Origin of the sequence: Martinezella calliandrae (assembly GCF_030272695.1) — a bacterium.
GTDB lineage: Bacteria > Pseudomonadota > Alphaproteobacteria > Rhizobiales > Rhizobiaceae > Rhizobium > Rhizobium calliandrae.
In genome coordinates this window covers 1-622 of sequence record NZ_JARFYN010000189.1, presented here as the reverse complement: position 1 = coordinate 622, position 622 = coordinate 1, and the positions used below count along the sequence as shown (strand labels likewise).

Here is a 622-nt window from a genome sequence, read left to right as displayed (position 1 = left end):
GCCGGCCCCGCCGATATAAAGCTCGCCGACCGCCCCGAACGGCACGGGCTGACCATGACCGTCGAGAAGATAGAGCCGCGTGTTGGCAATCGGACGGCCGATCGGGACGTTCGCGGCTACTGCTGGCCCTGTCGGAACCTCATAGAAGAGACAGCCGACGATCGTTTCGGTCGGGCCATATTCATTCACCATCCTGGCCGTCGGCTGGATCCTGCGCCAAAGCTCGATCGTCGGGTACGTCAGTGCTTCACCGCCGATGATAAACAGTCCAACCTGGCTGACGAGGGAGTGCGACAGCATCTGTTGCCCAAGCACATCCAGATGGCTTGGGGTGATATCAATGACCCGACAATCCGAGGTGATCCTTTCCTTTACCCCATCGACCTCATTTCCCTCTTTGACAAGCTGTGCATGGCCACCACATAGCAAAGGCGCAAACAGGCTTGTGATGATGGCATCGAAGGCGAGGGAAGAGGAAACCAGGGAGGATGACCTCGGCTCATAAGCGCCGCAGGCCCAATGCAGATAATTGGCCATCCCGCGATGCTCGACCATGACGCCCTTTGGGGTTCCGGTGGAACCGGAGGTATAGATGATATAGGCGAGATGGCGTGCGGTAAGG

1 protein-coding gene is annotated in these 622 nt (G+C 58.5%); it reads right to left on the bottom strand.

Annotation, left to right across the window (positions count from 1 at the left end):
• A partial coding sequence (locus PY650_RS36650) for an AMP-binding protein (protein ID WP_285884997.1) occupies positions 1–622 on the bottom strand: 622 nt, incomplete at both ends.